28 protein-coding genes are annotated in these 26,144 nt (G+C 64.0%); 10 read left to right on the forward strand and 18 right to left on the reverse strand.

The features are described from left to right. The first annotated feature begins 54 nt into the window (after positions 1-54). The gene (gene ruvB, locus ACZ1JY_RS09280) at positions 55-1,083 is read left to right on the forward strand and encodes a Holliday junction branch migration DNA helicase RuvB (RefSeq protein ID WP_168905308.1); all 1,029 of its coding nucleotides are present in this window, start codon (positions 55-57) and stop codon (positions 1,081-1,083) included. On the opposite strand, the gene ACZ1JY_RS09285 is transcribed toward ruvB, so the two are convergent. After that, positions 1,080-1,846 (reverse strand): IS5 family transposase gene (locus ACZ1JY_RS09285; protein WP_465129092.1). Its coding sequence is split into 2 segments (ribosomal slippage): positions 1,080-1,534 and positions 1,534-1,846, totalling 768 coding nucleotides; the frame shifts between segments, so codons are not numbered across the junction. The genes ruvB and ACZ1JY_RS09285 overlap by 4 nt on opposite strands. Before the next feature lie 83 nt (positions 1,847-1,929). Here ACZ1JY_RS09285 and ACZ1JY_RS09290 point away from each other — a divergent pair. After that, positions 1,930-2,247, forward strand: coding sequence for a hypothetical protein (locus ACZ1JY_RS09290; RefSeq protein ID WP_465129093.1), 318 nt, complete (start codon positions 1,930-1,932; stop codon positions 2,245-2,247). 163 nt (positions 2,248-2,410) lie between these two features. Here ACZ1JY_RS09290 and ACZ1JY_RS09295 read toward each other — a convergent pair whose 3' ends face one another. Together ACZ1JY_RS09295 and ACZ1JY_RS09300 are read right to left on the reverse strand one after the other, a co-directional pair. Further along, the gene (locus ACZ1JY_RS09295; RefSeq protein WP_465129094.1) at positions 2,411-2,800 is read right to left on the reverse strand and encodes a hypothetical protein; all 390 of its coding nucleotides are present in this window, start codon (positions 2,798-2,800) and stop codon (positions 2,411-2,413) included. Between the two features lie 45 nt (positions 2,801-2,845). Then, entirely contained in the window at positions 2,846-3,475 is a 630-nt protein-coding gene (locus ACZ1JY_RS09300; RefSeq protein WP_465129095.1) for a hypothetical protein, read from the reverse strand. A 4-nt stretch (positions 3,476-3,479) separates the two neighbouring features. Here ACZ1JY_RS09300 and ACZ1JY_RS09305 point away from each other — a divergent pair, with 4 nt between their 5' ends. Next, positions 3,480-3,569, forward strand: coding sequence for a PEP-CTERM sorting domain-containing protein (locus ACZ1JY_RS09305; protein ID WP_230487715.1), 90 nt, complete (start codon positions 3,480-3,482; stop codon positions 3,567-3,569). A gap of 95 nt (positions 3,570-3,664) precedes the next feature. Here ACZ1JY_RS09305 and ACZ1JY_RS09310 read toward each other — a convergent pair whose 3' ends face one another. From ACZ1JY_RS09310 to ACZ1JY_RS09320, 3 genes are all read right to left on the reverse strand, one after another. Beyond that, a complete protein-coding gene (locus ACZ1JY_RS09310) occupies positions 3,665-3,847 on the reverse strand; it encodes a hypothetical protein (RefSeq protein ID WP_118072988.1) in 183 nt (60 codons plus the stop codon). Between the two features lie 64 nt (positions 3,848-3,911). After that, positions 3,912-4,238, reverse strand: coding sequence for a DUF1294 domain-containing protein (locus ACZ1JY_RS09315; protein ID WP_465129096.1), 327 nt, complete (start codon positions 4,236-4,238; stop codon positions 3,912-3,914). Continuing rightward, positions 4,210-4,491: a hypothetical protein gene (locus ACZ1JY_RS09320; RefSeq protein WP_465129097.1), complete on the reverse strand. Its 282-nt coding sequence runs from the start codon at positions 4,489-4,491 to the stop codon at positions 4,210-4,212. Before ACZ1JY_RS09320 ends, ACZ1JY_RS09315 begins: the two co-directional genes overlap by 29 nt. A gap of 244 nt (positions 4,492-4,735) precedes the next feature. Between ACZ1JY_RS09320 and ACZ1JY_RS09325 the strand changes: the two genes are divergently transcribed. Continuing rightward, positions 4,736-5,122, forward strand: a complete 387-nt coding sequence (locus ACZ1JY_RS09325) for an endonuclease domain-containing protein (protein WP_465129098.1) — start codon at positions 4,736-4,738, stop codon at positions 5,120-5,122. A gap of 102 nt (positions 5,123-5,224) precedes the next feature. Here the strand turns inward: ACZ1JY_RS09325 and ACZ1JY_RS09330 are convergent, their stop codons facing one another. Both ACZ1JY_RS09330 and ACZ1JY_RS09335 read right to left on the reverse strand, forming a co-directional pair. After that, complete coding sequence (locus ACZ1JY_RS09330) at positions 5,225-5,776, reverse strand: hypothetical protein (RefSeq protein WP_465129099.1); 552 nt, start codon at positions 5,774-5,776, stop codon at positions 5,225-5,227. A 77-nt stretch (positions 5,777-5,853) separates the two neighbouring features. Further along, positions 5,854-6,909, reverse strand: a complete 1,056-nt coding sequence (locus ACZ1JY_RS09335; protein ID WP_465129100.1) for a ribonucleotide-diphosphate reductase subunit beta — start codon at positions 6,907-6,909, stop codon at positions 5,854-5,856. Positions 6,910-7,406: 497 nt separating this feature from the next. On the opposite strand from ACZ1JY_RS09335, the gene ACZ1JY_RS09340 reads away from it, so the two are divergent. Beyond that, the gene (locus tag ACZ1JY_RS09340) at positions 7,407-7,679 is read left to right on the forward strand and encodes a DUF2171 domain-containing protein (protein WP_118074632.1); all 273 of its coding nucleotides are present in this window, start codon (positions 7,407-7,409) and stop codon (positions 7,677-7,679) included. A 308-nt stretch (positions 7,680-7,987) separates the two neighbouring features. Here the strand turns inward: ACZ1JY_RS09340 and ACZ1JY_RS09345 are convergent, their stop codons facing one another. Continuing rightward, on the reverse strand, positions 7,988-8,404 hold the full coding sequence (locus tag ACZ1JY_RS09345) for a PepSY domain-containing protein (RefSeq protein WP_465129101.1): 417 nt from the start codon (positions 8,402-8,404) through the stop codon (positions 7,988-7,990). Between the two features lie 206 nt (positions 8,405-8,610). Further along, positions 8,611-10,614, reverse strand: coding sequence for a ribonucleoside-diphosphate reductase subunit alpha (locus ACZ1JY_RS09350; RefSeq protein ID WP_465129102.1), 2,004 nt, complete (start codon positions 10,612-10,614; stop codon positions 8,611-8,613). Positions 10,615-11,107: 493 nt separating this feature from the next. Here ACZ1JY_RS09350 and ACZ1JY_RS09355 point away from each other — a divergent pair, with 493 nt between their 5' ends. Beyond that, positions 11,108-11,356 carry a GlsB/YeaQ/YmgE family stress response membrane protein gene (locus ACZ1JY_RS09355; protein ID WP_168905299.1) on the forward strand — a complete coding sequence of 83 codons (249 nt, stop codon included), beginning with the start codon at positions 11,108-11,110 and terminating at the stop codon, positions 11,354-11,356. Here ACZ1JY_RS09355 and ACZ1JY_RS09360 read toward each other — a convergent pair. Together ACZ1JY_RS09360 and ACZ1JY_RS09365 are read right to left on the reverse strand one after the other, a co-directional pair. Further along, positions 11,353-12,318, reverse strand: coding sequence for an acyltransferase family protein (locus tag ACZ1JY_RS09360; protein WP_465129103.1), 966 nt, complete (start codon positions 12,316-12,318; stop codon positions 11,353-11,355). The two genes, ACZ1JY_RS09355 and ACZ1JY_RS09360, sit on opposite strands and share 4 nt — an antisense overlap. Before the next feature lie 67 nt (positions 12,319-12,385). Next, entirely contained in the window at positions 12,386-13,894 is a 1,509-nt protein-coding gene (locus ACZ1JY_RS09365; RefSeq protein ID WP_465129104.1) for a YifB family Mg chelatase-like AAA ATPase, read from the reverse strand. Between the two features lie 171 nt (positions 13,895-14,065). Between ACZ1JY_RS09365 and ACZ1JY_RS09370 the strand changes: the two genes are divergently transcribed. Continuing rightward, a complete protein-coding gene (locus ACZ1JY_RS09370) occupies positions 14,066-14,764 on the forward strand; it encodes a hypothetical protein (RefSeq protein ID WP_465129105.1) in 699 nt (232 codons plus the stop codon). A 3-nt stretch (positions 14,765-14,767) separates the two neighbouring features. On the opposite strand, the gene polA is transcribed toward ACZ1JY_RS09370, so the two are convergent. Beyond that, the gene (gene polA, locus ACZ1JY_RS09375) at positions 14,768-17,605 is read right to left on the reverse strand and encodes a DNA polymerase I (RefSeq protein WP_465129106.1); all 2,838 of its coding nucleotides are present in this window, start codon (positions 17,603-17,605) and stop codon (positions 14,768-14,770) included. Positions 17,606-17,665: 60 nt separating this feature from the next. Further along, on the reverse strand, positions 17,666-17,887 hold the full coding sequence (locus ACZ1JY_RS09380; protein ID WP_168905295.1) for a hypothetical protein: 222 nt from the start codon (positions 17,885-17,887) through the stop codon (positions 17,666-17,668). On the opposite strand from ACZ1JY_RS09380, the gene ACZ1JY_RS09385 reads away from it, so the two are divergent. Further along, on the forward strand, positions 17,886-18,071 hold the full coding sequence (locus ACZ1JY_RS09385) for a hypothetical protein (protein ID WP_039333570.1): 186 nt from the start codon (positions 17,886-17,888) through the stop codon (positions 18,069-18,071). The two genes, ACZ1JY_RS09380 and ACZ1JY_RS09385, sit on opposite strands and share 2 nt — an antisense overlap. A gap of 161 nt (positions 18,072-18,232) precedes the next feature. On the opposite strand, the gene ACZ1JY_RS09390 is transcribed toward ACZ1JY_RS09385, so the two are convergent. After that, on the reverse strand, positions 18,233-19,201 hold the full coding sequence (locus tag ACZ1JY_RS09390) for a serine hydrolase (RefSeq protein ID WP_118072978.1): 969 nt from the start codon (positions 19,199-19,201) through the stop codon (positions 18,233-18,235). 217 nt (positions 19,202-19,418) lie between these two features. On the opposite strand from ACZ1JY_RS09390, the gene ACZ1JY_RS09395 reads away from it, so the two are divergent. Together ACZ1JY_RS09395 and ACZ1JY_RS09400 are read left to right on the forward strand one after the other, a co-directional pair. Further along, entirely contained in the window at positions 19,419-20,738 is a 1,320-nt protein-coding gene (locus ACZ1JY_RS09395) for a phosphotransferase (protein WP_465129107.1), read from the forward strand. Beyond that, positions 20,738-22,036 carry an acyl-CoA dehydrogenase family protein gene (locus ACZ1JY_RS09400; RefSeq protein WP_465129108.1) on the forward strand — a complete coding sequence of 433 codons (1,299 nt, stop codon included), beginning with the start codon at positions 20,738-20,740 and terminating at the stop codon, positions 22,034-22,036. The genes ACZ1JY_RS09395 and ACZ1JY_RS09400 overlap by 1 nt, the downstream gene beginning before the upstream one ends. Positions 22,037-22,075: 39 nt before the next feature. Here the strand turns inward: ACZ1JY_RS09400 and metK are convergent, their stop codons facing one another. The 3 genes from metK to ACZ1JY_RS09415 form a co-directional block, all read right to left on the reverse strand. Beyond that, a complete protein-coding gene (gene metK / locus ACZ1JY_RS09405; protein ID WP_118072975.1) occupies positions 22,076-23,287 on the reverse strand; it encodes a methionine adenosyltransferase in 1,212 nt (403 codons plus the stop codon). 72 nt (positions 23,288-23,359) lie between these two features. Then, positions 23,360-24,940, reverse strand: a complete 1,581-nt coding sequence (gene lnt / locus ACZ1JY_RS09410; RefSeq protein ID WP_465129109.1) for an apolipoprotein N-acyltransferase — start codon at positions 24,938-24,940, stop codon at positions 23,360-23,362. 60 nt (positions 24,941-25,000) lie between these two features. Beyond that, positions 25,001-25,993 (reverse strand): DUF4167 domain-containing protein, encoded by a 993-nt coding sequence (locus ACZ1JY_RS09415; protein WP_465129110.1) that lies wholly within the window; start codon positions 25,991-25,993, stop codon positions 25,001-25,003. Positions 25,994-26,144: the final 151 nt, after the last annotated feature.

Genomic DNA, 26,144 nt, shown 5'->3' on the forward strand with positions numbered 1-26,144 from the left:
CTGCCTCGATGCCGGCGGGTCTTGGGATTACGCTGCACAGAATTGCCAGGACAAATGACCGATAACCCCCTCCTCTCCGCCGCCTCGCAGATCGAGGATCAGGACGCTGCCCTGCGGCCCAAGACGCTGGCCGAATTTGTCGGGCAGGCCGCTGCCAAGGATAACCTGCAGGTCTTCATCGAAAGCGCCAAGATGCGGCGCGAGGCGATGGATCATGTGCTGTTCTTCGGCCCGCCGGGCCTCGGCAAGACCACGCTCGCCCAGATCATCGCGCGCGAACTCGGCGTCAATTTCCGCGCTACATCTGGCCCGGTGATCGCCAAGGCCGGCGATCTGGCCGCGCTGCTGACCAATCTCGAACACGGCGACGTCCTGTTCATCGACGAGATTCACCGCCTCAATCCCGTGGTCGAGGAAGTGCTCTATCCGGCGATGGAGGACCGCGCGCTCGATCTGATGATCGGCGAAGGCCCCTCGGCCCGCTCGGTGCGGATCGACCTGCCCCCCTTCACCCTGATCGGCGCGACCACGCGCCAGGGCCTGCTCCAGACCCCGCTGCGCGATCGCTTCGGCATCCCGGTGCGCCTGCAGTTCTACTCGGTCGAGGAACTGGAGCGCGTCGTCGCTCGCGGCGCTTCGCTGATGGGCATCGGCATCGACAAGGGCGGCGCCACCGAAATCGCCCGCCGCTCGCGCGGCACCCCCCGCGTCGCCGGCCGCCTCCTGCGCCGCGTCCGCGACTTCGCGCAAGTGGCAGGGGCGGAAAAGATCACCCAATCCATCGCCGACAATGCGCTGACCCGGCTCGAGGTCGACAAGATCGGCCTCGACCTGCAGGACCGCCGCTACCTGACGATGATTGCCGACATCTACAAGGGCGGCCCGGTCGGCGTCGAAACGCTCGCCGCCGGGCTTTCCGAACCGCGGGACACGATCGAGGAAGTGATCGAACCCTACCTGATCCAGCTTGGGCTGATCGCGCGCACGGCACGAGGACGGTGCCTCAACGATCGAGGATGGCAGCACCTCGGACTCACTCCGCCGACCGGCTCGACACCGTCTCTCTTCGATCAGGCAGACTAGGCCGTAGACTCATAGGCGCGCAGCCAAAGGCGCATTGATGCCAATTGGACCATGGCCAAGAAGTTCTCCGCCAGCTTGTCGTAGCGCGTTGCGACGCGGCGGAAGTGCTTGAGCTTGGAGAAGAAGCGCTCGATCAGGTTCCGCTCGCGGTAGAGCCATGTGCTGAAGTAGGGTTTCGACCTCCGGTTGGCCTTGGGAGGGATGTTGGCGAACGCGCCCTTCTCGCGGAGAGCCGCCCGGATACGGTCGGCATCGTATGCCTTGTCCGCGAGCACGATTGTTCCGCTACCAACATGGTCAAGCAGATCGTCAGCGGCTTGGCCGTCGTGGCTTTGCCCGGCGGTCAGGCTCAGCCGGATCGGGAGGCCTTGCGCGTCGACAACCGCGTGGATTTTGGTCGTGAGGCCGCCTCGGGAACGACCGAGACAATGATCTCGATCCCCCTTTTTGCTGTCGCGGCCTGCTGGTGGGCGCGAACGGAGGTGCTATCGATCATCTGAATGTCGCTGTCATGGGCCGCGGTGATTGCGTCCATCATCCGGTCCCACACCCCCGCTTTCCGCCATCGGACGAAGCGGTTGTAGCAGGTCGTGCGCGGACCGTAACGCTCCGGCAGGTCGCGCAATGGCGCACCGGAACGCAGTACCCAGAAGATGCCGTCTAGAACGCGCCGATCATCGACGCGCGGCACGCCTCGGGGCTTGTTGGGCAGGAGTGGCTCGATCACGCGCCATTCGAAGTCGGTTAGGTCGTATCGGCTCATAGTGAGCTTGAATCAGAAATCGGAGCGATACGAAAGGGGCCACTTGCGGTGGGGAGTTGCAGTCCGACATCTTCCGCTACAGGATGAGCGGCATGGTTAATTACTATCTGATCTCGCCGGGTGAGAGGCCACAATCCATCTCAGTCGCACGTCACCTCTGGGGTAACGACTGCGACTTCGATTCAGATGGAAATGATGATGAAGTGCCCGTCGGTGGCTGGACGGAACTGACCGTTGCACTTCGCCCGGAATGTAAAGAGCGCGTCGATGTCGATCCTATCGACGGCAAGGAGCCGCTTGTGCTCGCAATCCGTTCAGAATCGGCCGATCTCGCCAAGAAAGCCGCTCTGTTTCTCCAGCTACATTCCGGCGGAGAACTCAGCGAACAAGCACCTCGCTAAAGCCATTTCGTCCCATAATTTTTACGGGTTCACAGACTAGCGCCCGAGTCTGCCCTCCGCTGACGAGAGTTGCAGGAGAGTCAGGGGGGAGTTGCCATGGAGTTGGATTCCAACCTTCATCCTCGCCGGCGGTTCGGTCCCATTCTGGCACAGAGTTAACGGTTCACCCGCTTCGGTCCCGTTTTCGGGCAGATTCACCTATAACAACACGGTTAACGGCATTGCCCCCACGCGCCCCATCTGCGTTCTTCGATCGGTAAGGAAGGGTCAGCAGAGCATTAACCCGCTTCTGATAGCCCCTTCCGCCGAGAACGAGAACGGAAGCAACGATCATGTCGGTTCGGATGGCATTGGCAAAACTGGCGGCGGCTGCAGCAGGCGGGGCGATGCTCGGCGGCGGCGCGGTGCACGTTTCTGAAGCGCCTTCGAAGGGCGAGATCCACCACGTCAAGCCGGTGAAGGTCAAGACGACCAAGCCCGCCAAGCGGATCGCGAAGCGCCCGGCCAAGCGCGAGATCCACCGCGCCCGCCGCATCGTGACCACGACGACCACCAGAACCTGCGAGCCCGCGCCGCAGATGGCAATGGTGCCGGTGCCCTACATGCCACCGATGCCGCCGCAGCCGACCGGGTCCAGCGGCGGCGGCGGCGTTCCGGTGGTGATCGGCGGCGGCGGCATCGGCGGCTTCGGGGGCGGCTTCTTCGGCGGCTTCTTTGGCGGCAGCAGCGGCGGTGGTGGTAGCGTCGTCGTCTCGTCCACCAGCACCGGTTCCACCTCCACCTCGGGCGGGTCCACGTCATCGTCAACCTCGGGCGGATCGACCTCGACCTCCTCGGGCGGCATCACCAGTTCAACCACCACCGGCGGCGTCTCGACCTCGACCGGCGGCGTTTCCACCTCGACCTCGACGTCGTCCGGCAATGTCAGCACTTCGAGCGGATCGGTCAGCACGAGTTCGGGCAACGTCAGCACCAGCAGCGGCAACGTCTCGACCTCGAGCGGGAATGTCAGCACCTCGTCCGGCAACGTGAGCACCAGTTCGTCGACCTCGACCTCCTCGGGCAACGTCACCTCAAGCTCGTCGACCTCGTCGTCCACATCGAGTTCGACCTCAAGCTCCACGTCTTCGTCGACGTCGTCCTCGACATCGTCGTCGACTTCGTCCTCGACGTCTTCTTCCAGTTCGAACGGCGGCACCACGACCACCTCGTCGACCAGCAGCGGCACGGAAGTGCCCGAACCTTCGATGGTGATCCTGTTCGGCGCAGCAGCCGCCGGCCTGGTTGCCCGCCGTCGCTACGGCAAGCCGAAGAAGGCCTGAGCGAACCGGCGAACGATCCAGCCCGCCTTGCGGGTTACGGGAAGGGCGGCGTCCGGGGGGAAGCCGCCCCTTTTCCTATGCGCTATTCGCGTGGACTAATCGCAGCCACCATCGCCGCAATCGCCGCTGCCTGCGTCGGTTGCCCACCACATGCCGCCCGACCTGTCGCCCGATTCCCGGCGCCGCTCGGACGCATCGGCCTGCGGCTTGAGAGCAACGAGCGCCAGCCCCAGCACAAGGATCACGATTGCGACAAATCCCCAGAACAATGCCGGCATGGCTCAACCCTCCGTCCGGGCAGAGAGTGCGCGCTTCGCGCAGCGCCGTCAAACGGCGATTGCCTCAAACCTGAACCATGCCGCCCGCATACCATCCCGCCGCGCCGCCAAGGGCCACGATCTGCAGGAATGCAATGGTCCGGAGCCGGCCGACGAAAGGCTGCTTGCGCGTCTTGTGCCGGAAGACCCGCCGCGCCAGGAACGCGCCGGGCGTGCCACCAAGCAGCGCCCCCATCAGCAAGGTTGCTTCAGACGTGCGCCAGTGCCCGCGCATCGCGGCACGCTTGTCAAACCAGAAGGCGGTGAAGGTGTGAAGGTTGGCCAGCGCCAGCCACGCCAGCGCCATCTTCAGCAGCGGCAGTTCAGCCAGCGTTTCCGGCACCGCTTCCATCCGAGGCCCTGGCGACCATGTCCATGAAATTGCGCGCCGCCTCGCGGTCGTCAGCGTCCTTGAACGCCACGTCGAGATCGGGCGCAGACCCAAGCATGTGCAGCAGCGACCACAGCCCGAACCGGCGGGCGCGGTCCTTCTCCAGGCCGAAATCCACCAGCATCTTCTCAATGCCCGCCGCAAAGGCATCGGGGGTGACGGCGGTCAGATCATCGGTGCCGAAATAACGGCGAAGCTGGTCATCGAGTTGCATGTGGGTGCGGTAGTTGAGTGACTGGGACGGTGCAAGCGTGAGGCTCTGGTCCGGCTGACGCCGGATGCCCCCACACCCCCTCCCGCCTGCGGGAGGGGGACAAGAGCGCCGCACAACCCCTTCCTTCCCCCCTCCCGCAAGCGGGAGGGGCCGGGGGTGGGCATTCGCCGATCAGGCGAACAATGCCGCCATTCCCGCGCCATCTCTAATTGCGCGCAAGTCCGACCGCGCCACCCTGCCGCCGATGCGAGAATTCAAACCCCGCAACACCGAACGCGCCCGCACCCTGCGCCGCGAGGCGACACCCGCCGAACGTAAACTGTGGCGCCATCTTGCAGGCCGCGCGCTGGGCGCAAAGTTCAGCCGCCAGATGCCGGTGGGGCCATGGTTCGCTGACTTCCTCTGCCGGGACCTCATGATCGTGGTGGAACTCGACGGCTACAGCCACGACCTGCGCCCCGAACACGACGCCGCGCGCGATCGCTGGATGGCCAAGGCAGGCTATCAGGTGCTGCGCTTCACCAACGCCGATGTGCATGGGAACGCCGAGGGCGTGGTGACTGCCATTCGCCTGGCCGTCGAGGCCCGGCGCTCAGGATCAGTCCGGCTGACGCCGGATGCCCGCCCCTAACCCCTCCCGCCTGCGGGAGGGGGACAAGAACACCGCCGCGCCACAGATAAGCCCTTCCTTCTCCACCCCTCCCGCAAGCGGGGGGGGCGGGAGTGGTCCGAATTAATCCAGTCGGATGACAAGCCGCCAGAACGCATAAAATAACGATATAACTCCAACGACCATTAGGAATGTGGCAAAATAATTAAACCACGCCGGAAGCTGTCTCTGATGCACAACAGGAACAAATTGAGCCACGCAGTCTGCACTTCTGACGGAATCTATCTTCGGTCCATTTAAAATCTGAACTGTTACGATTTCCCTTGGAGCGATAAAATCAATCTTTAAAACCCAGTTTCCGTGAGTATTCACTTCTGCGGAGTGTGAGACTGGGGGAACTAAAGTATATCCCGCAGGAGGTCCGCCAGATGCGATAATTTCGACATTTGTGGCAGCCAATCGGCCAGAATTTTGAATCATTACTTGACCAGACTGCACCTGGAGCGGAGCCTGACCATTTTCGTTCTTTAGGGTGAAAAATGTGGATGAAGGACTGAAAAATACTAGCCTCACTCGGCTTTGCAAAACCTTCGTGATCCAAACTGCAAGAATTGTGCTTAACGCTGAAAGTAGCGCCGAAATTCCTTCATTCGAATTGAGAAATGCAGTCAGCAATTGCTTTCCTCATCTTGGGAGCGCGAGGGGCCTAGCCCCTCGCATCAATCCCGTCTTACTTCTTCAACCTCCCAAATTCACTCCGCCGCAATCCCCGCAGCGCCGAACATATCGACATCCACCTCGACCGGCAGCTCGACATTCGCCGCCGACTTGGCGCTGCGGCGCTTGTCGAAGCTGGACCATACCGTGTTCCAGTCGCCACGGGTTGCCGCCTTCGAGTATTCCGTGGCGCGGGTTTCGAAGAAGTTGGCGTGTTCTACGCCGTTGAGCAGCGGGGCGAGCCAGGGGAGGGGGTGGTCTTCGATCATGTAGATCGCGGGCAGGCCGAGCTGGCCGAGGCGCCAGTCGGCGATGTAGCGGATGTAGCGCTTGATTTCCTTGGCGCTCATGCCCGGGACCGGGCCTTGTTCGAAGGCGAGATCGATGAAGGCGTCTTCGAGGCGCACCGTCTTCTGGCAGCAGTCGATGATGTCTTCCTTCACCGCCTTGGTCAGGCAGCCGCGCTCTTTCACAAAGGCGTGGAACAGGCGGGTGATGCCTTCGCAGTGGAGCGATTCATCACGGACCGACCACGAGACGATCTGGCCCATGCCCTTCATCTTGTTGAAGCGCGGGAAGTTCATCAGCATCGCGAACGAGGCGAAGAGCTGCAGCCCTTCGGTGAAGCCGCCGAACATGGCGAGCGTGCGAGCGATGTCCTCGTCGTTGTCGACGCCGAAGGTCTGCAGGTAATCGTGCTTGGCCTTCAGCTCCTCGTACTCGAGGAACATGCCGTATTCGCTTTCGGGCATGCCGATGGTGTCAAGCAGATGAGAATAGGCGGCGATGTGCACCGTCTCCATGTTGGAGAAGGCGGCGAGCATCATCTTGATCTCGGTCGGCTTGAACACGCGGCCGTACTGTTCGTGGTAGCAGTTCTGCACTTCCACGTCGGCCTGGGTGAAGAAGCGGAAGATCTGCGTCAGCAGGTTGCGCTCATGCTCGGAAATCTTCTGCGCCCAATCGCGGCAATCCTCGCCCAGCGGCACTTCTTCGGGCATCCAGTGGATCTGCTGCTGGCGCTTCCAGAATTCGTAAGCCCAGGGATATTCGAAGGGCTTGTAGGTCGGGCGGGCTTCAAGAAGGGGCATGGCGGTGTCCTGTGCTGATTCTTTGAATGTAAGGTCTGATGCGGTCAGGCAAAAGCGCGCAGCGAGCCTTTGCGGGGGATAGTGGCGGGGTTTTCCACGCGATAGTATCGTGCCCTTTGGGGCAGGAACCCTCGGCCCGGCGACAGGGGCCATCGGACTGGCGCGGCGCCCGGTTTCAGGGCGGAACGGCGAGCGCGAGGCTTGGTTGATGGGGCATGGACGCGCGGATCGCGGTGTCCTTTCAAAACCTCTGGATTCGCAGGAGAATTGCCATGGGCGAATATGAACCCAACGACTCGCGCAACGTCACCGGTGCCAACACTGGCGAACGGCAGCAGCAGCAGATGAACCAGTCGTCCGACAGCGGCATGCGCAGCCCCGGCGGCGCCGAGCAGCAGGACGGTGGCCAGCGCTGGAACGAAGGATCGAGCGGCCAGCAGTCGCAATTCGGCCAGCAGCAGGGCCAGATGGGCGGCGGAGAGCGCAGCGGCGAGCAGATGGGCTACGGCAACAGCTCTGAAGGCTCGTCCGGCATCCGTGAACACATGGAAGTGATCGGCGCCGATGGCGTGCACATCGGCACGGTCGATGGCGTCGAGGGTGACCGGATCAAGTTGACCAAGAAGGATTCGGGCGCGGGCTTCGAAGGTGGAACCCATTCGGGCCACCATCATTACCTTTCCACCGGGCTCGTTGCCGAAATCGAGGGCGACAAGGTGCGCCTCTCGGCCAACGGCGACGTGGCCTGGGGCATGCTCGAGGAAGAATAAGTCCGGAAAGGCAGCGAGGCCTTCCCGCTGTCCTGTCCCGGCGGATCGCCCGGTGCCGGACCGCAAGAACGTCCCGCCCCCTTCGGGACCAGGTCGTGCCACGCGACCGGAGAGCGCTCCGCCGAAAGGCGGGGCGTTTTTCTTTCTCTGTGGGTTGCGCTTGCGCGCATGCCCACCCCCGGCCCCTCCCGCCTGCGGGAGGGGAGATGAGAGCGCCGTGCCAAGCCCTCCCGCAAGCGGGAGGGCCGCGAGACTTGGCGAGCCGCAGGCGAGCCTAGTCGCAGCGGGGTGGGCAAGCCTCTTGCACTTTACTTCCAGAACCAGCCGGGCTTGAGGATGCGATCCTTGCGATTCTTCCACATCGAGAAATACATCCACAGGCCCGAGATGCTGAAGAACAGCAGCGCAAAGCCCGTCATCAGCGAGATCGCCGTGCCTACAGGTCCGAATTCCTCGCCCGAGTGGAGATGGTGGAAGAACCCGACCAGCGACTTCATGCCGCCCGGAGGTGCCTTGGGCCGGCACATCATGGTTTCGGGGCAGACGAAGCCCTGCGGAACGGGTGGAGGCCCGGCCTGCTCGCCCGCTGGCCAGAGCGCGGTCACGTGGCTGGCGACGCCGGTGAAGGCCATCCAGATCATGAAGACCCCGAAGAACACCGTGATCCAGCGGTGCCACTTGCGCATGAAACGAACCCCTTTGATAATGCGAATTGATCGCAACATTAGACATGACCGCCTTAGCGGGCCTGACTGGGATCGTGCAAGCACAAGTCTTGTCGCGGATTGTCGCACAGGTGCGCCAGCCGCAAAGTGTCGCGGGGTGTAACGGGGATGCGCTCCCCGGCAGCCAGGCTGACGTCCGATGACGTGCAAGAGCTGCCGGAGAAAGCACGAGTTGGCTCAGGCCAAGGGAATTGCCGGCGCGGCCATCACTGGCAGGCCAGGCATTCCTCGTAGTCGGTCGGGCCGGCCGAGAGTTCGATCTTCGGGGCCTCAGCGGTGTTGTCCGCCTCGACGCCGCCGGCGAAGCCCGCGCGCTGGACCGACTTGGAGCGGAGGTAGTAGAGGCTCTTGATGCCCTTCTCCCATGCCTGGAAGTGGAGCATCATGAGGTCCCACTTGTCGACGTCGGCCGGGATGTAGAGGTTCAGCGACTGGGCCTGGTCGATGTAGGGCGTGCGGTCCGCCGCGAATTCGAGCAGCCAGCGCTGGTCGATCTCGAAGCTGGTCTTGAACACGGCCTTTTCTTCCGGGGAAAGGAAATCGAGGTGCTGGACCGAGCCGCCCTGCTCGAGGATCGAATTCCAGACGTTGGTGGAGTCCTTGCTCTTCGTCTGGAGCAGCTTCTTGAGGTACGGATTCTCGACCACGAACGAGCCGGACAGGGTCTTGTGCGTGTAGATGTTGGCCGGGATCGGCTCGATGCAGGCAGACGTACCGCCGCAGATGATCGAGATCGATGCGGTGGGGGCAATTGCCATCTTGCAGGAAAAGCGCTGCATCACGCCCATTTCGGCGGCATCCGGGCATGCCCCGCGTTCCTGCGCGAGCAGGATCGAAGCCTCGTCCGCCTTGGCGGCGATGTGCTTGAACATCTTGAGGTTCCACGCCTTGGCCATCGCGCTTTCAAAGGCGATGCCCTTGAGCTGGAGGAAGGAGTGGAAGCCCATCACGCCCATGCCGACCGAGCGTTCGCGCGCGGCCGAGTACTTGGCGCGGGCCATCTCGTTCGGGGCGCGGTCGATGTAGTCCTGCAGCACGTTGTCGAGGAAGCGCAGCACGTCCTCGATGAAGCGCTTGTCGCCGTTCCACTCGTCCCAGGTCTCAAGGTTCAAGGAGGACAGGCAGCACACCGCCGTGCGATCGTTGCCGAGGTGATCGCGACCGGTCGGCAGGGTGATTTCCGAGCAGAGGTTCGAGGTCGAGACCTTCAGCCCCAGTTCCCGGTGATGCTTGGGCATCATGCGGTTCACCGTATCGTTGAACACGATGTAGGGCTCACCGGTGGCAAGGCGGGTTTCGACCAGCTTCTGGAACAGCGAACGCGCATCGACCGTGCTGCGGACCGAGCCGTCCTTCGGGCTGCGCAGGTGGAATTCGGCGCCATCGCGCACGGCTTCCATGAACTCGTCAGTCAGCAGCACGCCGTGGTGCAGGTTGAGCGCCTTGCGGTTGAAGTCACCGCTTGGCTTGCGGATCTCGAGGAACTCCTCGATCTCGGGGTGCGAGACGTCGAGATAGCAGGCGGCCGAACCGCGACGCAAGGAACCCTGGGAAATCGCCAGCGTCAGCGAATCCATCACGCGCACGAACGGGATGATGCCGCTGGTCTTGCCGTTGAGGCCGACGCTCTCGCCGATGCCGCGCACCTTGCCCCAATAAGTGCCGATGCCGCCGCCGCGCGAGGCGAGCCAGACGTTCTCGTTCCAGGTGGCGACGATGCCTTCGAGGCTGTCATCCACAGAGTTCAGGTAGCACGAGATCGGCAAGCCGCGCCCGGTGCCGCCGTTCGAGAGAACCGGCGTTGCCGGCATGAACCACAGCTTGGAGATGTAGTCGTAGAGGCGCTGGGCGTGCTCCTGATCGTCGGCATAGGCATCGGCCACGCGCGCGAACAGGTCCTGATACTTCTCGCCGGGAAGCAGATAGCGGTCGTCCAGGGTGTCCTTGCCGAAATCGGTCAGGCGCGCATCGCGGCTGTCGTCCGTCACGATGGTGAAGCGACGCGGATTGACCTTCTTGGAATCGCTGACCGGCGCGGCGGCCACGGCAGCGGCCGCAACCGTTGCCGCCATGCCTGCGACAAGTGCTTCACTGCCTGCGTCCTTGGCGTCCATATCCATCGCCTTTGCTTCACCGGCCGCAGCCGGAGCGCTTGCCAGCGCCAGTTCGTCCTGCGCAACCACGGAGCCGTCTCCAGTTCTGAAATCCACGTTCAACCCCCGTTCGCACCCCACGGCCAAGGCCCGGGCGATCAATCGACACTCGAATCGGGCGAGTGGCCCAATCCTACAGGAGACGGAACGAAAGTGGAACGAGTTGTTCCGCAGGCGCTCGGCTCCGAAATACCCTGGTCACGGCCCCGATGCCGCGCGCGCAGGCAAAGCGTTGCCATTGCGCGCAAAACACGCCCAAGCGCTCTAAACTAGGTTTAGAGGTCCCCCTTAAGCCCGACCACAACCCATAGTGCCTCAACGGGATTCAGACACAAGAGGGTAAACATCCGCAGGCAGACTCGATTCGTCGCACGTGCGATTCGCTTCGTCGCCGGGCGCTTCATTGTGCAGTGCAGCGACGCGTGGACTTTCCTGCACTTCAAGGGCGAAACGACGCCGGTCGAAATATTTTTGCCGCCCGTCACCAACTTGTGGACAAGAACCCGTCAACCGGCACCATATGTGGTGTCCACAGGAACGGAGTGCAGGTGTGCTGAATCTGATCTCGATTGTCTTCACCGGTCTGGTGGTCGGCGTGCTGGCGCGGTTCTTCTATCCCGGCGATGTCGACATAGGGTTTCTCAAGACCGTGCTGCTGGGCATAGGCGGCGCGCTTGTGGCAGGCCTGTTCGCCAGCTGGCGCAGCGGCGGGCCATTCGGCGAAGGCGTGAACCGTGCCGGCTGCCTGGCCTCGGTGATCGGGGCGATGCTGCTGATCTTCCTCGGGCGGAATCTCTAGCTGTTGCTGGCGGTGCCGCGGCGGATGACCGTCGGGACAAACCCTCGCCAAGGCACCAGCCACAGTGCTGCAATCGCAATAGCCACGAGTTCTACGACAAACGGACTGCGGACACCGGCAACCCGACACCACTGCATGATCGGAAAATGCAAGGCATAGAGCGGAAACGACATCTTGCCCAAAGCTGTTGCAATGCGGTCCGGAGCATTCCTGTCCAAACCGCTGATCATCATCAACGGCCCAATCAGGAAGATAAATGGAAACTGCCATCCTGGAAATGGGTACACCGCCACAAGCATCACATACATGGGCAGCAAGCACGCTCCCTTGACGAAGCTCAACTTGACCGGTTGTCGATCCCTCAGCTGCCGGAAGATCAGGATACCGGCCACGTAAGAGAACCCCAGCCGGAAGACGACCAGAAACTGCTGCTGCGACGAAGTTTCGGCAAGTATGCGCGGGAAGCCTGTAAAGAGCGTTGCCACCACCAACCCGACGCCTGAAACTGCAAGGATAATCAACAGTCCGGATATCCGCGTTCTGAACAGAAACAGCGCGTGCACGGCATTTGCCACGAGCTCGTAGAAAATTGACCATGCCGGCAGATTGAGCAGGTAAGGAGTTTCCGGCCCCGAAGGTATAAGGAGCAGTGCAGCGAGATAGACAGCTGCGAGGGACAACGAAGGACCGCTGTGCGCAAGCATAGCGATCACACCTAGCGTCGCTCCAAGTGCCATGACAGGCCAGAATCTTTTGAAACGGCCCAATATAAATCGACCGGGTGCAATCTCACCCTTCTGTAGACGAACTTCGTACGTCCGGGCCATGACATAGCCAGAGAGCATGAAAAAGAAGTCTACTGCCAGGTGACCGCCCTGCAGTCCAAAGCGCGTGTGCATGACCAGCACCACCAGCGCAGCAACGCCGCGCAGTCCATCCAGTCCCGTAAGCCGCGATTCCATTGGTTCGAGCTTTAGCGCTGGATTGGTTTCGGAACTCCAAACATCACTTGCCCCTGCCGCGGCGGCGTCAGGCCCTTGGCGCAATTCGCCGATAGCTGAGCGCCTCGGCAACATGGATGCGGCCCACGGTGTCGGCGCCTGCCAGATCGGCGATCGTGCGCGCCACGCGCAACATGCGGGTATAGCCCCGCGCGGAGAGGCGCATGGCTTCGGCGGCCTGTGCGAGCAACTTGCGCCCGGGTTCGTCCGGTGTGGCGTGGGTGTCCAGCAGATCGCCGTTCAGCTCGGCGTTGCTGCGGGCGCTGGTCCCTTCAAGCCGGGCGACCTGCACGGCCCTGGCCCGAGCCACCCGCGCCGCCACCTGATCGGAACCTTCCGCCGGAGGCGGGAGCGCCAGATCGGCAGCGGAGACGGGATCGACTTCGACATGCAGGTCTATGCGATCGAGCAGCGGGCCTGACACCTTGGACTGGTAGTCTCCGGCACAGCGCGGCGCGCGGCTGCACCCCAGCGCCGGATCGCCCAGATGTCCGCAGCGGCACGGGTTCATCGCCGCGATCAGTTGCACGCGCGCCGGGAAGGTCACGTGCGCGTTGGCGCGGGCAACGGTGACCTCGCCCGTTTCCAGCGGCTGGCGCAGCGAATCGAGCACGGCGCGCTGAAATTCGGGCAGTTCGTCAAGGAACAGTACGCCAAGGTGTGCGAGGCTGACCTCTCCCGGCCGCACCTTGAGCCCACCGCCCGTGAGCGCTGCCATCGATGCCGAGTGGTGCGGGCTGCGGAATGGCCGTGCGCGGCTGATGCGGCCATCCTCCAGCGTCCCTGCGACCGAGGCCACCATCGACACCTCCAGCGCCTCGGACGGGGTCAACTCCGGCAGGATGCCGGGCAGGCAGGACGCCATCAGCGACTTGCCCGCGCCCGGCGGCCCGATCATCAGGAGATTGTGCCCACCGGCAGCGGCGATCTCCAGCGCGCGCTTGGCGGTTTCTTGCCCCTTCACCTGCTTCAAGTCAGCCATGCGGCGCGGAGGCTCTGCCAGCCCTTGCGAAGGCTGCGGCAGGCGGTGCTGCCCTTTCAGGTGATTGAGCAGGCCGATCAGGTCCGGCGCGGCAATCACGTCAATCCCGCTGGCCCAGCGCGCCTCAGGCCCTTGTGCGGCGGGGCAAATCAGGCCCTTGTCCTCGCCGCTGGCGTGAAGCGCGGCGAGCAGGACGCCCGGTGACGGCAGTACGCGGCCATCGAGCGCCAGCTCTCCCACTGCCACATAGTCAGCGATCTGTTCGAGATCGACCACGCCCATCGCGGCGAGCAAGGCGAGCGCGATCGGCAGATCGTAGTGCGAGCCCTCCTTGGGCAGATCGGCTGGTGACAGGTTCACCGTGATCCGCTTGGGCGGCAGGGCGAGACCGAGTGCGGAAAGCGCCGAGGAAACCCGCTCCCGGCTTTCGCCAACGGCCTTGTCAGGCAGGCCGACCAGCCGGAACGCAGGCAAACCGGGCGCCACCTGGCACTGCACTTCCACCGCGCGCGCCTCGAGCCCGAGATAGGCCACCGTCGACACCAGCGCGACCATCGGTCCTCCACTCCATCCGCAATGCTACGTAGCCTAGCAGGGCCGTCGGCTTAGCGGCGGCGGGATGCGGCCATTTTCGAGGTATCCGCAGCCGGTCGCGGGACATGGTGAAGCGATCTTAACCGCGTCCCTTGGCAATTCGGCAATCCGCGCGCGCGGAAAAGGCTGATCATGTTCCGCCGCGCCCTTCTCTCCGCGATATTCGCCATGCTTGCATGCCAGCCGGTGCTGGCGCGCGAGGTGACGACGCGGACATGGGTGGAAAACGGCGTCACCTGGACCGAAACGACGGTCGTCGAGGTCGAGGAGCCGGGCTCCGAACGCATTGCCGGACTGCCCCGCGCCGACGTGAAAGGCGTGGCCAGTTTCGGACCGTTCGAAGTGCTGGACGGCAGCCGGGCGGCGCTGGTAGCCGAAACCGACAGCTATTCGCCTGCGGACTTCCAGAAGATGCTCCGCGTCTTCCCCGGCATTCGCATGCTGGAAATGCCTGACTGCCCCGGCACGGTCGACGATCACGCCAACCTTCGCCTTGGCCGGATGATCCGCGCGGCAGGCATCACCACGCTGGTGCCCGAACATGGCTCGGTCCGCTCCGGCGCGGTCGAGCTGTTCCTTGCCGGCGCAAGCCGCAGCGCCGCTCCTGATGCCGAATTCGTCGTCCATTCGTGGATCGACGACGACGGCCACGAGCCCGACGATTTCGCCGCATCCGACCCGGTCAACCGCGCCTATCTCGACTACTACCGCGAGATGGGCCTCGGGCCCGACAAGGCCTCGGCGTTCTACGCGCTGACCAACTCGGTGCCGAACGATCAGGTCCTGACGCTCGGCACCGCCGATCTGGCGCAATACGCGGCGCTGAACTGACCGTCAGTGCGCTGCGCCCCATGACAAGCCAGTGCCGATCTCCACGCCAAGCGGAACGCTGAGCTTCACCGCAGGCTCGGCCGCCGTCGCCATGACCCGCTCGATCACCGGCTTGGCCTTCTCCACATCGCCTTCCGGCAGTTCGAACACGAGTTCGTCGTGGACCTGCAGGAGCATCTTCACGTTGGGCAAGCCTGCTTCGGCCAGCGCAGGCATCATCCGGGCCATCGCCCGCTTGATGATGTCGGCGCTGGTGCCCTGGATCGGCGCGTTGATCGCTGCGCGTTCGCTGCCCTGGCGTTCGGCCTGATTCTTCGAGCCGATGCGCGGGAACCATGTCTTGCGGCCGAACAGCGTCTGCGAATAACCGCACTCGCGCACGCTTTCGAGCGTTTCGTGGATGTAGCGCTGAATGCCGGGGAAGCGTTCGAAGTAGCGGTCGATCATCGCCTGCGCTTCGTCCGCGCTCACGCCCAGACGTCCGCCAAGGCCCCAGCGGCTGATGCCGTAGAGGATCGCGAAGTTGATGGTCTTGGCGCGCCCGCGCGTATCGCGGTCGACCGTGCCGAACATCTCCATCGCGGTGCGCGCGTGGATGTCCTCTCCGGCGGCGAAGGCTTCCTTCAGCGCGGGCACGTCGGCCATGTGCGCGGCGAGGCGCAGTTCGATCTGGCTGTAGTCCGCGGCCAGCAGCACATTGCCGGGCTCTGCCACGAAGGCATCGCGGATCTGGCGGCCGATCTCGGTGCGAATCGGGATGTTCTGCAGGTTGGGCTCGTTCGACGAGAGGCGTCCGGTCTGCGCACCGACGAGACTGTAGCTGGTGTGCACGCGCCCGGTCTCGGGATTGATCGCGGCTTGCAAAGCATCGGTATAGGTCGACTTCAGTTTTGACAGCTGGCGCCATTCCAGCACCAGCGTCGCCACTTCCGCGCCTTGTGCGGCAAGCCCTTCAAGCACCGACTGGTCGGTGGAGTACTGCCCGGTCTTGCCCTTCTTGCCGCCTTTGTAGCCGAGCTTGTCGAACAGGATCTCACCCAGCTGCTTGGGGCTGCCGATGGTGAAGTTCTGCCCGCACTTCTCGAAGATCACGCCTTCGAGGCGGGCGATCTGCGCGGCAAACTCGGTGGAGAGGCCGGACAACCGCTCACGATCCACCTTGATGCCATTGCGCTCCATCATCGCGACGACCGGCACCAGCGGGCGATCGACCTTCTGGTAGATGCGCATCCCCGCCTCATCGACCAGCCGTGGCTGGAACAGGCGATGCAGACGCCAGGTGACGTCGGCGTCCTCTGCGGCGTAGCGGGTGGCGTCGGCCAGCGGCACTTCGGCGAAGGAGATGGCCTTCTTGCCGGTGCCGCACAGGTCCTTGAACTTCATCGTCGTGTGCAGCAGGTGCCGCTCGGCCAGTTCGTCCATGCCGTGACCGGCAAGGCCTGTTTCGCTGCGCCCGGCATCGAGGCAGAAGCTCATCACCATGGTATCGTCGATCGGCGCAACGTGGACGCCGTGGCGCGCCAGGATGTTGAGGTCATACTTGATGTTCTGGCCGATCTTCAGCACCGCATCGCTTTCCAGCAGCGGCTTCAAGGCTGCGATCGCCTCGGCACGATCAATCTGCACCGGTTTTTCGGCGAACATGTCCGCCCCGCCATGGCCGAGCGGGATGTAGCAAGCGTCGTTCGGCCCCAGCGCAAGGCTTACACCGACCAGGCTGGCACGCATCGCATCGAGCGCGCTGGTTTCGGTATCGATCGCCACCACGCGCGCTTCGAACGCCCGCGCGATCCACTGCTGCAGCTCGCCCATCGACTGGATGCAGGCATAGGCGCCAAGATCAACCGCAGGCCATGACGGGAGCGACTGCCGGTTGCCCGCAGGTGCCGCCGGGGCGGCCTTGTTCTCGGGCTTGGCAGGGTTGAGCTGCGTCTTCGGACCGGGGCTGCCCTTGCCATCGTCGAGACGGCGCAGCAGGCTGGTGAAGCCGTGTTCCTCCAGAAACGCCGCCAGCGGATCGCGCGGGATCTGGCCCAGGGCAAAGTCCTCGATCGGGATCGGCAGCGGGCAATCTTCCTTGAGTTGCACCAGCACGCGTGAAAGGCGGGCCATCTCAGCCTGCTCGATCAGGCTCTCGCGCAGCTTGCTGGCCTTCATTGCAGGCGCGGCGGCCAGCGCCGATTCGAGATCGCCGTACTCCTGGATCAGCTTGGTGGCAGTCTTCGGACCGATGCCGCGAATGCCCGGCACGTTGTCGACCGAATCGCCCATCAGCGCCAGCACATCGCCGACTTTCTCGGGCGGCACGCCGAACTTCTCGACCACCTCGGGAATGTCGATGCGCTGGTTCTTCATCGTGTCCAGCATGTCGATGCAGCCCCCACCCGTGGCGCACTTGCCCACCAGCTGCATCAGATCCTTGTCGGATGAAACGATCGTCACGTCCCAACCGCGCAATGTCGCCGCACGGGCATAGGAAGCGATCAGGTCGTCCGCCTCGAGCGCGTCTTCCTCTATGCATGCCAAGCTGAACGCGCGGGTGGCGTCGCGGATCAGGGGGAACTGCGGGACGAGGTCTTCCGGCGGCGGCGGGCGATTGGCCTTGTACTGGTCATAAAGGTCGTTGCGGAACGAGGTGCCGGCCTTGTCGAGAATGACGGCCAGGTGCGTCGGTCCATCGGCCTTGTGCAGGTCCTCGGCCAGTTTCCACAGCATCGTGGTGTAACCATAGACCGCGCCGACCGGCGTCCCTTGCGGATTCGTCAGCGGCGGCAGGCGGTGATAGGCGCGAAAGATATAGGCCGAACCGTCGACCAGATAGAGATGCTGCTTTTCGTTCATCGGGGAGTGTTAGCAGGGCGCGATGCCTGCGTCATCGCCTTGCGACAGGGTTGGCGACACTCAATCCAGCGCAAGCAGGCCTCGGCTCAACGCACGGAAATCGGGCAAAAAAAAGGCGGTTCGGCCCAAACCCGGGCTAAACTGTGACACAATGCATACGTCTTGTGCTTGCAACGCGATGAATTGCCGATTAATTGGGTCGCGAAGTCTACCGCTTGAGTAGGCTTTGCGGCGGGCTGCTTGCCCGGCGCTGGTCACTTCAATCCAGGGATTGTAACGCATGCGCAAGCTCATCCTCGCCGCTGTCGCCGGCACCGCCTTCGCTCTCGCTGGCTGCTCGGAAAAGCCGGCTGCTGAAGCCACCGAAACCGCTGCTGCTTCGGAAGCTGCTTCGGAAGTCGCTGCTGACGCTTCGGCTCCTGCTGCCGACGCTTCGGCTGAAGCGAGCGAAGCTGCTTCGATGTAATCCGCGCCCGCAAGGGCAGGTTACATGAGATAGAAGGGGCGTGGTCTTCGGACCGCGCCCCTTTCTCTTTGCCGCGCGCCAGCAGGTGACGCGCAATAAAACGGGGGCGGCAAGATCACCTTGCCGCCCCCCGTTTGCGTGTGTGGCAAGGTCGTTCGGCCTCAGCGGCGGCGTACGAGGTCCTGCGTGCTTTTGGCCATCGGCGTGCTGTAGCCGTCATAGATCGTGCGCATCATCCGCGCGATCAGGCCGGCGTGAGCCGTATGGCCTTCCGGGCCGGTCACGAAGAACACCACCGCAAGGTGCCTGCCATCAGGCAGGCGCACGATGCCGACATCGTCCGTCACTCCAAACAGCGTGCCGGTCTTGTGGGCAACAAGCGTCCCCACTGGCAAGCCTGCACGAATCCGGTTCTTGCCCGTGCTCGTGCGCGTCATTGTATCGAGCAGCACGGCACGGCTTTCCGGGCTCAGGGCGTCGCCGCGATCGATGGCGGCAAGCAGCGCCAGCATGGCGCGCGGCGTGCTGGACGTGCGCACATCGATCACCCGCGCGGCGTCGACCTTGCCGTCATCGCGAACGAGGGTTGCCATCGTATGGTCAAGTCGCTGACCGGTAATACCCTTGGACGTGAGCCAGCGATTGACCTTGTCATAACCGCCCACCGCCTGGATCAAGCCGTCGGTAGCTTCGTTATGGCTGCGCGTGATGGAAAGCTCCATCAGGCTCTGCGCGGTCATGATCTGGCCTGAGCGGAGTGGCGCTTCGGCACTGCGTGCTCCGGTTTCGCGCACCGGCATCATCATCGGGAACTGCTGGTCGAGCCGTGCCGCCCCCTTCTCCACCAGATCGAGGAAGGTTGCCGCAACCGCGATCTTTGCAGTGCTGGCCATCGGGAACGGCATGTCGGCGTTGACGAAAATCTGGCCGCCACCGTCAAGGTCCATCGCGGCAACGCCAATGCGTCCACGCCCTTCTGCAGCTATCGCGGCGACCTGCTGCTGGATCGCCTGATCGCGCTGATCCTGCAGCGAAACCGTGGCGCGGCTCTGCACCGCGGGCACCGTGGCAACCAGCGCAGGGGCTGCCACCATCAATGCGGCGATGATTCGTGCGGTGCGGAACTTCATGCCTTGTTGTACCCCGACCCCGGTTTATCCGTCTTTAACATAAGTATCGCGTTGTGATTCTAAGGCAAAGTGCCTTTCGGACCATCTCGGCGCATCCCTCGTGCGGATGGGCGCATCATGCGGGAACCAATTGCACGCATTGATTCGCGCTGGACTTTAACCGATCGGTTAAGGATAGTGCCTCCAACCGGCAGGCAAAGCCGGAAGTGGAGAGGCAATGGAAACGCTGCTCGAAGCGGTCATGGCAAGGGCTGGCCATGCTGGCGATATTTCCGGCCTGCAGCGCCTTTCCGGCGGTGCGAACATGGAATCCTGGGCGTTTGCCTGCGGGGATGACCGGTTCGTATTGCGCCGGGCGCCCTCTGCAGAATGGATCGCGGCGCGTTCGCTGGGGATGGATGGCGAAGCCGAACTGATCAGGCAGGCCCATGCCTCCGGTGTCAAAGCGCCGGAAGTCGTTGCCGAACTCACAAGCGCGGACGGCCTTGGCATCGGCTTCATCATGCGCTGCCTTCCGGGCACGGCCGACCCCGAGCATGCGCTTTCGTCTCCACCGGAACTTGCTTCTGATCTTGCAGCGGCCATGGCAGGCATTCACGCGCTTTCGCCCGAAGACCTGCCTTTCCTTCCGGTGCTGGACCCTGCCGAAGGCGTGGAGGGGCTCGTCCGTCAGTTCGAAGATGCTGGTGGCGACCGTCCGGTCATTGCGCTGGGCCTCGCCTGGCTTCGCAGCAACCTGCCCCCGCCGACATTACCGGTCGTCGTCCATGGCGATTTCCGCATCGGCAACCTCATGGTTGACGCAGGCCGCCTGTCCGGCGTGCTCGACTGGGAACTGGCCCACATCGGCGATGGGCATGAGGACCTGGCCTACGGCTGCATGACGGTGTGGCGGTTCGGCAGGCTCGACAAGCAAGGTTTCGGCCTGACCGATGTGGCCACGCTGGCCCGCGCTTACGAGGACGCCGGCGGTGAGCCGTTCGATCCGGCCCGCTTCCGCTTCTGGCTGGTCTATCGGACAGTGTGGTGGGCACTTGGCTGCCTGTCGATGGGGCAATCATGGCGATCCGGCACAGATCGATCGCTGGAACGGGTCGTCGTCGCCCGCCGCTGCGCGGAACAGGAGCTAGACCTGCTCTTGCTGCTCGAAAGCGAAGCCCCTGAGGCAGAACGCGAGCGCCTCTTCCCCGCCGCGCCGCTGCCGGCACCCGAAAGCCGGGGCGAGCCAACAGCGACGGAAGTCCTGACCGCCGTTTCCGAATGGCTCGCCGCCACGGTCAAGGGCAAGCTCGAGGGGCGCGAACGCTGGGAACTGGCCGTCGCCCAGAATGCCCTCGGCATCGTCCGCCGCGAACTGGCCGGGCGTGCCGACCCCGCGGACAAGCGCCTTGCCGAGGACATTCTCGCCGGGCGCCAGTCGCTCGCAACGGCAGGACTTCTTGCCACGCTCCGTTCTCGCACCCTTTCCACCCTTTCCGCCGACATGCCCAAGTACCCCGCGCTCGCGCCCGCCCGCGCCCTCTGGAGCCAAGCCTGATGGACTTCGACCTACCCCAGGACCTCGTCGCCTATATCGCCGAACTCGACGCCTTCATCGATGCCGAGATCAAGCCGCTCGAACAGGCAGACGACAACATCCGCTTCTTCGATCACCGCCGCGAATGGGCCCGCACCGATTTCGAAAACGGCGGTCTGCCGCGACATGAATGGGAAGAACTGCTGGTGGAGGCCACCCGCCGTGCCGATGCAGCCGGGCATTGGCGGTTCTCCGCGCCGAAGAAGTACGGCGGCAAGGACGGCAAGAACCTGTGGATGGCAGTGATCCGCGACCACTTCGCCGCCAAGGGTCTGGGGCTGCACAACGACCTGCAGAACGAACACTCAATCGTCGGCAACTTCCCATTCGTGAACATGTTCGAACACTTCGGCACGCCCGAACAGCAGCAAGAGTTCATCAATGGCGGCTTTGCCCGCACCCGCCGCACCGCCTTCGGCCTCACCGAGCCCAACCATGGCTCCGACGCCACGCACATGGAAACCCGCGCCGTGCCGGAAACGCGCGATGGGGTGCCGGGCTGGCGCATCGATGGCGAGAAGATGTGGACCACGGGCATGCATGTCGCCACCCACTGCGCCACTTTCGCCCGCACCAGCGGCGAGCACGGCGATGCGCGCGGCATCACCTGCTTTCTCGTGCCCAACCCCACCGAAGGCCTCGTGATCGAGGAGTACCTGTGGACCTTCAACATGCCGACCGACCACCCGCGCGTGTCGTTCACCAACGTCTGGGTGCCGGACAGCGCGATCCTCGGCCCCATCGGCGGCGGGCTCGCCATTGCGCAGAGCTTCGTTCACCAGAACCGCATCCGCCAGGCGGCATCATCGCTTGGCGCCGCGACGTTCTGCGTCGAGGAATCGGTGCGCTATGCGCGCGAACGCAAGCCCTTCGGCGAGGAACTTGCCCGCAATCAGGCCATCCAGTTCCCACTGGTGGAACTTGCCACGCAGTGCGAGATGCTGCGCCTGCTGATCCGCAAGACGGCATGGGAAATGGACCGCCTCGAGGCCGAAGATGGCGGCCACAAGCGCATCGAGCGTGAACTGTCGGACAAGGTCTCGATGTGCAATTACTGGGCGAACCGGCTGGTCTGCGAAGCTGCCGACCGTGCCATGCAGGTCCACGGCGGCATCGGCTATTCGCGCCACAAGCCGTTCGAACACATCTTCCGGCATCACCGCCGCTACCGCATCACCGAAGGTGCGGAAGAGATCCAGATGCGGAAGGTTGGCGCCTTCCTGTTCGGCTATCTCGGGCCGAGGAAGGGCCGGTTCTGACAGGCGGGGGAGTCGTCATCGGCTCCCCCGACCAGCAATTCAGGCCAGCGCCGCCTTGAGATCGTGGACGAGGTCGGTGCGCTCCCACGGGAAGAAGTCGCCCTCGGCCTTGCGCCCGAAGTGACCATAGGCCGCGGTCGGCTGGTAGATCGGCTTGTTGAGGCCCAGGTGCGTGCGGATCGAACGCGGGGTCAGGCCGCCAAGCTTGGCAATGCCCAGGATCGCCTGCTCGATCTTGTCGTCGCCGACGGTGCCGGTGTCATGCGTGTCGACATAGAGCGACAGCGGCTTCGACACGCCGATGGCATAGGCGATCTGGATCGTGCAGCGCGTGGCGAGCCCTGCTGCGACCACGTTCTTGGCAAGGTAGCGGGTGATGTAGGCGGCCGAACGATCAACCTTGGTCGGGTCCTTGCCCGAGAACGCGCCGCCGCCGTGGGGAGCCGCACCGCCATAGGTGTCGACGATGATCTTGCGGCCGGTCAGGCCAGCGTCGCCGTCGGGACCGCCGATCTCGAAGCTGCCGGTCGGGTTGATGAAGTATTCGGTCTCGCGCAGCAGCACAGGCGGGATCACGTCGGCAATCACGCCTTTCACATAGGCTGCGAGCTCGGCCTGCTTGGCCGGGTCGTTCTCGTCGTAACCCGCCTTGTGCTGGGTCGAGACGACGATCGCCGTGGCCGCAACCGGCAGCGAACCTTCATAGCGCAACGTGACCTGGCTCTTGGCATCGGGTTCGAGGAACGGCGCAGCGCCCGAGTGGCGATCGGCGGCCATGCGCTCGAGAATCTTGTGGCTGTAGTAGAGCGTGGCGGGCATCAGGCCGGGCGTCTCGTCGGTGGCATAGCCGAACATGATGCCCTGGTCACCGGCGCCTTCGTCCTTGTTCTCGCCAGCATCGACGCCCTGCGCGATGTGGGCCGACTGGCCGTGCAGGCGGTTGATGAGCTCGAACTTCTCCCAATGGAAGCCGTCCTGCGCATAACCGATGCGCTTCACCGTCTCGCGCACGGTCCGCTCGATCTCGTCCTGCGCGCCCGGTGCCCATTCACCGTTCTCGTACACGCCCTTGCAGCGGATTTCACCGGCAAGCACGACAAGCTGCGTGGTCGTCAGGGTTTCGCAGGCGATGCGCGCTTCGGGGTCCTTCGACAGGAACAAGTCGACGATCGCGTCGCTGATCTGATCGGAAACCTTGTCCGGATGGCCTTCGGATACGGATTCGGAAGTGAACAGGTAATCGGTGCGCATCGAGAGTCCTATGCGAAAAGGGCCTGTGCTGTTAGGCAAGCAATATAAAGAAAGCTTTATGTCCCAGACCGCTTAGCGTTTCCGCGTGGCGCTTGCAACAAGCGCAACGAAAAGAAGCGCTACTGCCCACAAAAGGCCGAGAATGTTCCCGGTGCGCGCGAACAGCGTCGGCGCGTGGGGCGGCGGCACCTTGCCGTCGAGGCGCCCGGCGCGATGCTGCGGCACGAACTGCCGGACAACGCCATCGGCATCCACCACCGCCGAGATGCCCGTCGTCGTGGCTCTCAAGACCGGCAAGCCCTCTTCGATTGCCCGCATCCGCGCCTGCGCCAGATGCTGCGGTGGCCCCCAGGCGCCGAACCAGCCGTCATTGGACGGATTGAACAGGTAATCCGGCCGATGCCCGCGATCCACCACCTGCCCGGAAAAGATGATCTCATAGCAGATCTGCACCCCGGCCTTGCCGTAAGCGCCAAGATCGAGCGTGCGCGCCCCCGGCCCTGCAAAGAAGTCGAGGCTGCCCGCCACCAGCCGTGAAAGGCCGATAGGTTCGAGGACAGAGCGCATCGGCAGGTACTCGCCATAGGGAACCAGGTGCGCCTTGGCATAGGACCCTCGGATCGCTCCGGCCGAATCCACCGCGGTCACCACATTCCAGGCACCCGCGACCTTGCGCCCCTCCATGGCAAGGTCGGTCGTTCCGGTCAGCAGCAAGCCCCCTTTGCCGGCGACCCGACCGAGCCGTTCGCGCGCCAGCAGTGGATCACCGGCATAGGTCGTCTCGTCGTACCAGAACTGCGCATAGCCCTCGCGCAGGAAGTCGGGCACGCCGCTCTCCGGCCAGAGCAACAAGCGGTTCTCGCCGGGCTTGCGGGCCAGCGACAGCGCCGCCGTCTTCTGGAACTGGTTCTCGAAATTGGCGGGATCGTTGAGCAGGTCCTGCCGCACGTCCGGCTGGACCAGCGTGAACGGCAATGTCCCTTCCAGCCGCTCGCCATGCAAAGGCAGAACCATCAACAGCGCCGGCCCGAGGGCATAGGCCCCTGCTGCCCATTTCTGCCCCTGCCGCCACGCGCGCAGGGCGAACAGCCACCACCCCGCCAGCAGCACGACGAGGCCCGAAAGCGCATATGTCCCGGTCCACTGTGCCGCCAGCGCCAGGCCGGGACGATCGAAACCGCCCAGCGTCACCATCGCCAGCGGATTCCACGCAAACCCTGTGAACATCCACGAGCGCAGCCATTCGGACACGATCCACGCCGCGGCAAAGGCTGGCAGGAGCATGGCCCGCCGCGTGTGCGCCAGCCACCAGCCGCCCCATGTCGCCAAGGCCGGAAATACCGCGAGATAGAGCGCGAGCAGGACCACCGCGATCCAGCCAAGCCAGGTCGGCATTTCCGCCTGATAGGTGAAAGCCGTTGCAATCCAGCCATTGCCGACAGTGAAGTGCCCGACGCCGAACAGCCATCCGGTGAGCAGCGCCTGCCGCCAGGTCTTCACCACGTGCAGGCGATGGATCAGGAACGCAAAGGCGGCCAGCGTCAGCGGCCACAGGCCCAAAGGCTGAAAGCCGCAGGCAGCGAGGCCACCAGCGGCAATGGTCAGCAGGCTGTCACGCGAAGGAAGGCGAGAGGAAAAGCGGGAAGCTGTCATGCCTCCCTGCTATGGGGTGCGCCGGGAGAGACCGCAAGCGGCCCGTCCCGGCATCACCAATCAGCCCTCTGCAGGCTCGGTCGCTTCGGCGACCGGAGTCTTGCGCGGGCGGCCGCGCTTCTTGGGTGCAGGAGCAGCAACTTCTTCGACAACCACCTCTGCCGCCGGTGCTGCAGCAGGAGCAGGCTCGGCCTCGACCTTGGCGCTGATCGACGGCGGCAGGAACGAGGCATCCAGCGTCGCCGGTGCTTCGTCAGCCGCAGCCTTGGCGCCGCGCGGACGACGCTCGGTGCGCGGGCGAAGCCCACGTGTAGCGCGCGTCACGAACGGATTGTCGTTGGCGTCGGCAATCGGCTCGCCTTCGATGGCGGGAACACCCTCGCCGGGCAGAGCCTCGGCAGGTGCCGCTTCAGCTTCGGCATCGCGGCTGCGATTGCGCTCGAACCGGCGCGTGCCCTCACGACGGGTGCCACGCTCTTCGGAACCACGATCATCGCGCTGCCGGTCTTCGCGCTGCCGATCATCACGCGGGCGTTCGTCACGTTGGCGGTCGTCACGCGGGCGGTCGTCACGTTGGCGATCCTCGCGATCACGGCGACCTTCATAACGGTCACCGCGATCCTGGCGTTCACCCCGGTCCTGGCGTTCGCCGCGATCCTGGCGGTCTTCGCGGTCCTCACGCTCGCGCCGGGTCGAGACCGGGCGGTCGAACGCGGGGAAATCACCCTCGACGCTGAATTCGTCCGCACCTTCCTCGGCGTCCTGCTCCTGCCAGCGCTCACCGCCGTTCTGGCGGGCACGCTGCTCTTCCTGGCGGACGCGGGTGTCGGCGATCACGCGGAAATAGTGGTCGGCAAACTGCAGGTAGTATTCGGCCTGCACGCGGTCGCCATTCAGATGGGCGTCCTGCGCGAGCTTGCGATACTTCTCCAGCATCTGGGGCGCATTGCCCCGCGCGCGGCTGTCGATCCGGTTGAGCTGCTGACCACCGTTCTGGGGGCGACCGTTGTTGCCCCGGCCGCGACGGCGGTTGTTACCACGATTGTTATTCAACTCAGGCACTTCCTTAAATGGGGCGGCCTCTCGTAAAGCTTGAGCAACCCGTAATGCCGCGCAACCCTCCGCCACCGGTTCGCGTCATGCGAATCGGGGTTCCCAGCATCTGCTTTCGTCCCGACCCCTTTGGCCGATATTCCCTGCAAAT

Source organism: Novosphingobium sp. BL-A-41-Hi4B-X5A (assembly GCF_055521705.1).